Here is a 7,434-nt window from a genome sequence, read left to right as displayed (position 1 = left end):
TAGCTTCATTATATTATTTATGTCCCAGCCTCTTATTTAATGTAACCAAGACATTATGACTTGGGTTTTAGCTCTTTTTGTTACGACGCTTTCTTTCGGTAAAAGCGTTAAAAAGAGAGCGGCACAGAATTGATTTAAATTCATTGTACCACTCCCCTTCATATGAATCTAAGCACTGTGTGTCTTAGTCCATTTTGAATCATGTGTTGATGATGTTTGATTTGATTTATTTATGCGCTTATTTAACTTTACGGTATCCATCATTTTTGTGATGTCCACGAACGAAGTAGTAAGTCGTTACCGCTGCTAAGAAAATAATACCAATGACAACTGAAACAACTGTTTCTTTGTTGAATAACATGCCAATTAATACAATTAATAAGAATAAGATTGTAATTGCACTCGCAAACGTTCCACCAGGCATTTTGAATGGATGACCTTCAACCTTCTCAGGATGCAATCTTCTGAAACGAATGTGACTAATTAAAATCATAAACCAAGGAATCATACCAGGTAATATAGATGCACTATATACATATACGAAAATACTATCCGCACCTTTAATAAATAAAGGAAGAATAACATTTAATAACGCACCTACTAAGATACCTAAAGCAATGGCTAATACTGGATAGAATGGTACACCATTTTTCATAACTCGTGTAAAGATTTTAGGCATTTGACCTTTTTGACCTAATGTAAAGATCATACGACTTGCACTAAAGATACCTGAGTTACATCCAGATAATGCTGCAGTTAAAACAACGAAGTTAATTAATCCAGCTGCAAAAGTGATACCAATTTTAGCAAATGTAGCTACAAATGGGCTACCGATTTCACCTAATTGATTCCATGGGTAGATAGTAACAATTACGAAAATCGCACCAATGTAGAAAATTAATATACGCCAGATAACACCGTTTACTGCACTTTTAATATTTTTCTGAGGATCTTTTGTTTCTCCGGCAGTGATACCAATTAATTCAACGCCTTGGTAAGAACCAATAACAATTGATAATGCAAAGAAGAAACCTACAAATCCATTAGGCATAAAGCCACCATGAGACCATAAATTTGAAAGTCCAATCGCATGGCCACCATTACCAATTCCAAAGAAGATTAATCCTAAACCAGCAATGATCATTAATATAATTGTTACAACTTTAATCATTGCAAACCAGAATTCAAATTCACCGAATGCTTTTACAGAAGTTAAGTTAGCTGCTAATAATAGTAGCACCGCAACGACACCAGGAATCCATTGTGGTAAGTTTGGGAACCAATAATTCATATACTCGCCCACTGCAATAACTTCACTCATTCCTACAACAATCCATTGGAAGATATTACTCCATGCTGTCATATATCCTGCTGCAGGGTGAATGTAATCACTCGCAAATGTAGCGAAAGATCCAGTAGTTGGATTTAAGTAAATCATTTCCCCCATTGCTCTCATGATTAAGAATAAAAAGATCCCTGCGATTAAATATGCAAAAATAACTGATGGACCAGTCCATTTAATCGTACTTGTTGCTCCCATAAATAAACCAACACCAATAGTACCACCAAGTGCGATCATTCTAATTTGACGTGCACTTAGCCCCCTATGTAATTCATTGTTATCCATTAAAATAACCCCATCTCTATTAAATCTAAGGTTCGAATACTTTTGTCTTTCAGAAAACCCTCTTTTGCTTTCCTTCTTTTCCCTTAAAAGTTCCTTTACCTTAATGAAGTTATTATACTATAATTTGACAAAATTAAAACATAAATTTTACAACTTTTCGAAATCGCTTCCATTACTGTTGTAATAACTCTTTTCAAATTTTTAAAAACCTTGATTTTACAGTATTTTTGCCATTTAAACAAAGTTACTTTTTACAATATTTTTTATTGAGATTTTTCACTTTTGCAAATAATCTTTTTTTAATTCAATTGTTTATAATCATTTTCTGAGCGTTTAATGGATGAGGATGTCGCAAAAATTAATTTAGAGTGTGATATACTTTTGTTAGAATTTTTACTGATCAATACAAGGAGTATTAATGAATGCAAGCATTGTTAAAAAAGAGTGTTAAAATTTCTATTATATTTGGCATCGTTTTCTTTCTATTAAACTATTTCAGTGCCAATCATGATACCGTTAATCCACTAATCATAAGAACACTAATCGCAACTTTAACTTTTTTCTTATTATATTTTGCTGTGTTTACAATTTTCAATTCAGATGAGCGTAAGTTAAAATTTGGCATTACGTTGCCAATCGCTTTAATTATTTTCATAATTATAGGTGCCCTCTTCTTTACACTGGAAATGGGTGTTATAGCGGGTCTCATTGTTGGCCTTTTAGCAGGATTTATTTGGGAATGGATTGATAAACAGAATGGAGGTACAAAATAATGTCTGTCACAATAGGTATCATTTTAATTATTGTCTTACTTATACTAAGTTTAGTGCCTAATTATAAAGCGATGCAACAAGCTAAATCACAAGGTCAAAAATCCACACGTTATACAATTATGGTAGGTATTGATTTAATTCTCATCGTCTTATTAATCGTCACTATTATATTAAAAGTATTTATGAACTAAGCGGTAATCATAATCTAATCGTAAAACTAGATTTTTATAGAAAGAGGGAGTGGGACGACGAATTTAAAAGAATTCTGTCCCACTCCCACTCTTTTCTATTTACTAACTATCATACGAGTGCTTTATATTCTTCCTTGTAACAATAAGTAATAGCCTATAGTAGCTAAAATCAAATAGATCATTGTACCGACAACGAAAGAACGCACTTGAACTTTAAAAGGTATATGTTTACTAAATATAGGGCCTAATACTAAATTTCCTATGCCTATGATAATAGGACCTGCTAAAAAGAATATGATAATTTGCCACGACATCATATTTACTCCTTATTCGCTTCAAAGAATGTATTTACTATCTCTTCAAAGCTTAAATCTTTGCCGACATAAGCTATGTCAGAGAAGTCTTGTGCTTCTGTCATCTCATTTGTATTAATAATTACATCTAACCCAGCATTCATTGCACCAGTAGCGCCATTGGCTGAATCTTCAATAGCTAAGCAATGTGCAGGTGAATAATTTAAGCGTTGTACAGCCGTTAAATAAAGCTCTGGGTCTGGTTTCACCGCTTCAACATCTTCTCTTCCTACAATCACATCAATATAATCGTTAATACCTAACGTTTGAATCGTAGGCATAATTTCTTCCCTATAACTACTTGTCGCAATCGCCATAGGTATGTGTCGTTGTTTTAAATATTTCATTAATGAAGACACTGTGTCGATAATATCTAATTCATGACTCGAATTATTATGTTCATCATATATTTTTTGTTTCTTCTCAATACCAATTTGTTGTTCAAGATAGTCATGTAACCCTTGCGCATGTCCCCCAATGTGACTTCTGTAAAACTCAAGTGTCACAGGTTTCACGCCATGAAATGAAAGATGTTTGTTAATTATTTCATATAAGTGTTTCTCAGTATCTATAATGGTACCGTCGAAATCAAATACTACAGCTTTATACATAAGATTGCTCCTTTAATTACTCCAATTATTGCTAAGTTTATCATATGACATATGAATTTCATACTTCGCCGAATACGTACTAACACGTTTAAAAGGAAACGCTATTTGAATGCGTAAATTTAATTCCATGTTAAATCGCGTTACGATTGGATTACAAAATAATTAAATCGAACTTCATTCAAAAGTCCTAGTGCTAATATTAATAAAGAGTGATACAATCAGTGTGTATAAAAGAACGGTGTACGACTTAAGGGAATTTACAGGCTAAATGCTTTTTACATACGTTAAATAAATATAGGAGGTCATTGCATGTTGTTAGACAAATTTGAAACTTACATTATCAACATTGTAGGTTTAAAATCTAGATCAACTCGAAAACATTTAATTAAAGTCTGCAAAGACGTTAAATTTTGCGATTCATTTCAATATTCAATAATCAAATACTATGATATACCCGTTTTAGAAGTTAGCTTACCTAAGCAGCAACTGCCATATTTTATTAGCTTTTTAAGTTTTTATCAATTCTCAATTTATCAGATTTTATCTCCTAAACGAGTAAATACGTTACTAGATACGGAACAACCTTATCAATCATCTAAACGTTTCGATTTAGCAATAGACGGCCTCCAAGATGCATTCATTAAAGATAAAGTTATTGATATTATGACTTATTTCTCAAATAACTTTGATATCAAATACACATTAAATAACAACTGTGCAAGCGTATGTTGTGCACCTGAAACATTCAGCAAATTACTACAAACGATTGCATGCAGAAATATTGATATTCTTTCTGCATCTTATAAAACACGTGTACTACATAAAGCAAACATTTCTTAATTAACTATCATCATAGTAAATCTATACTACGTAGAATAACCAAACTAGTTAGGAGTGGGACAAAGAATTTAAATAGCATTCTGTCCCACTCCTTATGCATTTTCTTTTTATGATAACAATGGGTTTAAATCCAAGTGACGCTCTGTTTATGGTGAGCAAGTGATAGAAACGTTTTACCAAAATAGGATTGTATACAAAAAATGACCAGTAGAAAATCTTATTCCAGATTTTCTGCTGGCCTTTTACTTAAATACATTATTTTTTATCATTGTCATCATAAACTAAATGTTCAAATGCTTCACGTACTTGTGGGACAGTCATTCCAACTACCACCTGAACGTTTTTACCACTTTTCACGAGGCCATGAGCCATTTGTTCATGAGTGAAATAAGCACTATCTTCAACTTTTGATTCATCATTAACTGTTAAGCGTAAACGCGTTGTACAATTTGTAACGTCTTTAATATTTTCTTTTCCGCCTAATCCTTCTAAATAATAATGTGCTTTCGCTTCATATTCATTGCTAGGTTCAAAGCCTGAATTATACGTACTTCCATCGCCTTTTTTCTCTTTGTAATCTTTCTTAGAGAATAATTTAACTTCTTCTTCAGCTCGACGTCCTGGTAATGGAATATCAAATTTCAAGATTAAGTATCTGAATACAACGAAATAGATACCTGAGAAAATCAAGCCTATCACAACTTGAGCTACATAAGTTAACCAATGATTTTGTCCTAATGGAATCCAGTTCGTCGCGATGAAATCAAGTAAACCGCCGCCCATGTTACCAACAACGCCGAAACCATACATAATTGTATCCATTGTCGCTGCTAATAATGCATGAATTACAAATAAGTAAGGTGCGATAAATAAGAATGTAAATTCTAAAGGTTCAGTAATACCAACAACTACCGCAGTTAAAGTAGCTGGTACTAACAATGCTGCAACCTTTTTACGGTTTGCTTTAGGCGTTGTAGAATACATTGCTAATGCAATACCAATCGCACCAAACACTTTACCGTTACCTTGTAACATGAAACCATAATGGAATTGTTCTTTTAAAGGTTTACTACTTTCAGCAAACTCATTTAAATGTCTAAACCATTCTGCTTTAAGTCCATCTTTTGCTACAACTGGACCTACTTCAATTGGCGCATAAATGAAGTGATGTAAACCAGTTGGAATTAACACACGTTCTAAGAAATGATACAACCAAACACCAATATAACCAGATGCGATAATGAAATGTTGCATTGATTCAATACCACTTTGTATTGTTGGCCATACAACACATGTGATTGCTGCAATTGGTAACATAACAAAGAATGATATTGTTACAACAAATGTTAAACCTTGGAATACACCTAACATTTCTGGTAATTTCTTGCTATAGAATCGGTTATGTATCCATGTCACGATGGCAGAAATAATGATACCACCAAGAATATTTGTATCTAATGTTTCGATACCAGCAATTGCTTTTAAGCCAGTTACATTTTCAACACCTTTTTCTAAGTTGGCACCAAATGTATGTGGCCATTGCGTTAAAATCGCGTTGATAAATGTATTAAACATTAAATAGCCCATTAATGCAGCTAAAGCAGCATGACCAGGTGCTTTCTTAGCTAATGATAAAGGCAATCCAACCACGAATACGATTTCCATATGATTGAAGATTACCCAACCACCTGATTCAATTACAGACCAAAATTTAAACCAAAATGTATGATCATTTGCTAATCCGCCCATGATAGTTGGATTTTTGAATAATGTCGCAAAACCTAATACAATCCCAAAGAATGCAAACATTAATACGGGAACGATCATAGCACTCCCAAATCGTTTAATAGCGTTCATAATTTAACCCCCAAATCTTTCTATGTTGTACTTAAGTCCATCGTACATATAAAAGCGTTTTCTTAATATCTATTATAGTAAACGCTTACACATATACAATGACGTTGACCGATTTTGAAATAATTTTGTATAATCAGTTTATGTTTTCTATACATGAAAATATTTTCAGGAAAGAATGAGAGGTGTCTTTGTGCTATTAGATGAAAAAGTAAATGCTAATTTCGACAAGTTAAATGATAACGACCTTCAAATTGCACATTTTGTAAATACGCATGTCAATCAATGTAAAACTTTAAAAATACATGAACTCTCGCAATTCACTCATGCATCTAATGCTACGATTCATCGTTTCACACGAAAGTTAGGATTTGATGGTTATAGTGACTTTAAATCCTATCTTAAATTTGAAAGTGAACATTTAAGTCAACTGCCAAAAGATTCAATGGATGCTTTTAAACAAGAAATAGAAACAACATTTAGCTATTTAGATCGCATCGATTATAATTTGATTACAGATAAACTGAATCATGCATCTACTGTTTATTTATATGGCACCGGTCGTGCGCAAAAGAACGTTGCGGAAGAAGCGCAACGAATATTGTTAACAATGCATAAAAATATCATTGTCTTACATGACGTACACGAATTAAAGATGGTACTGAACCGTTCAGTAGCTGAAGATTTATTTTTCATTATTTCTCTTTCTGGTGAAAGCCATCAACTTTCAGATGTAACTAATCTACTTCAATTACGTCAAAAATATTTTATCTCAGTGACAACAATGAAAGATAATACACTAGCGCAAAAGGCTAGCTACAACGTTTATGTATCAAGTAATACGTTCTATTTATATGATGGTACAGATTACTCAAGTTTTATTAGTTATCATATTTTCTTCGAAACATTACTACGAAAATATAATGAACGAAAAGATAGCGGTGAACTCAGTTAAGCGCGATTAACAAAATGGGAGCGGGACAGAATTCTTTTGAATTCGTCGTCCACTCCCAGCTTGCTTAGCTTGTAGAATTTCTTGATGAAATTCTCTTTGCTGGGGCCCCACTCCCAGCTTGCTTAGCTTGTAGAATTTCTTAGTGAAATTCTCTTTGTTGGTGCCCCGCCCGCAAGGATGACTAGAACTGAGAAAGGCTTGATTTAAGCGCCTTCTCAGTTCAGTCAGCT

The 7,434-nt window shown here is 33.2% G+C and carries 9 protein-coding genes; 4 read left to right on the top strand and 5 right to left on the bottom strand.

What is annotated here, in order from left to right; translation table 11 throughout:
• Positions 1-238 precede the first annotated feature (238 nt).
• A complete protein-coding gene (locus HMPREF3239_RS02640; RefSeq protein ID WP_070854621.1) occupies positions 239-1,627 on the bottom strand; it encodes an amino acid permease in 1,389 nt (462 codons plus the stop codon).
• 422 nt (positions 1,628-2,049) lie between these two features.
• Between HMPREF3239_RS02640 and HMPREF3239_RS02635 the strand changes: the two genes are divergently transcribed.
• A complete protein-coding gene (locus HMPREF3239_RS02635; RefSeq protein WP_053028611.1) occupies positions 2,050-2,400 on the top strand; it encodes a hypothetical protein in 351 nt (116 codons plus the stop codon).
• Entirely contained in the window at positions 2,400-2,591 is a 192-nt protein-coding gene (locus HMPREF3239_RS02630) for a hypothetical protein (protein WP_053028612.1), read from the top strand. The genes HMPREF3239_RS02635 and HMPREF3239_RS02630 overlap by 1 nt, the downstream gene beginning before the upstream one ends.
• Positions 2,592-2,713: 122 nt before the next feature.
• On the opposite strand, the gene HMPREF3239_RS02625 is transcribed toward HMPREF3239_RS02630, so the two are convergent.
• Together HMPREF3239_RS02625 and HMPREF3239_RS02620 are read right to left on the bottom strand one after the other, a co-directional pair.
• Positions 2,714-2,905: a hypothetical protein gene (locus HMPREF3239_RS02625; RefSeq protein ID WP_053028613.1), complete on the bottom strand. Its 192-nt coding sequence runs from the start codon at positions 2,903-2,905 to the stop codon at positions 2,714-2,716.
• A 5-nt stretch (positions 2,906-2,910) separates the two neighbouring features.
• Positions 2,911-3,555, bottom strand: a complete 645-nt coding sequence (locus HMPREF3239_RS02620) for an HAD family hydrolase (RefSeq protein ID WP_070854620.1) — start codon at positions 3,553-3,555, stop codon at positions 2,911-2,913.
• Between the two features lie 309 nt (positions 3,556-3,864).
• Here HMPREF3239_RS02620 and HMPREF3239_RS02615 point away from each other — a divergent pair, with 309 nt between their 5' ends.
• Positions 3,865-4,395, top strand: a complete 531-nt coding sequence (locus tag HMPREF3239_RS02615; protein WP_070854619.1) for a hypothetical protein — start codon at positions 3,865-3,867, stop codon at positions 4,393-4,395.
• A gap of 255 nt (positions 4,396-4,650) precedes the next feature.
• On the opposite strand, the gene HMPREF3239_RS02610 is transcribed toward HMPREF3239_RS02615, so the two are convergent.
• Complete coding sequence (locus HMPREF3239_RS02610) at positions 4,651-6,252, bottom strand: alpha-glucoside-specific PTS transporter subunit IIBC (RefSeq protein WP_070854618.1); 1,602 nt, start codon at positions 6,250-6,252, stop codon at positions 4,651-4,653.
• Between the two features lie 190 nt (positions 6,253-6,442).
• Between HMPREF3239_RS02610 and HMPREF3239_RS02605 the strand changes: the two genes are divergently transcribed.
• Entirely contained in the window at positions 6,443-7,204 is a 762-nt protein-coding gene (locus tag HMPREF3239_RS02605) for a MurR/RpiR family transcriptional regulator (RefSeq protein ID WP_053028617.1), read from the top strand.
• Positions 7,205-7,210: 6 nt separating this feature from the next.
• Here HMPREF3239_RS02605 and HMPREF3239_RS12530 read toward each other — a convergent pair.
• Positions 7,211-7,434: hypothetical protein (locus HMPREF3239_RS12530; RefSeq protein WP_218117666.1), on the bottom strand; the 224-nt coding region annotated here is incomplete at its 5' end.

It is taken from the genome of Staphylococcus sp. HMSC34C02 (assembly GCF_001838705.1).
GTDB classification, from domain to species: Bacteria; Bacillota; Bacilli; order Staphylococcales; family Staphylococcaceae; genus Staphylococcus; species Staphylococcus borealis.
Note: the sequence above shows the minus strand (reverse complement) of the source record. Positions and strands in the feature narration are given on the sequence as shown.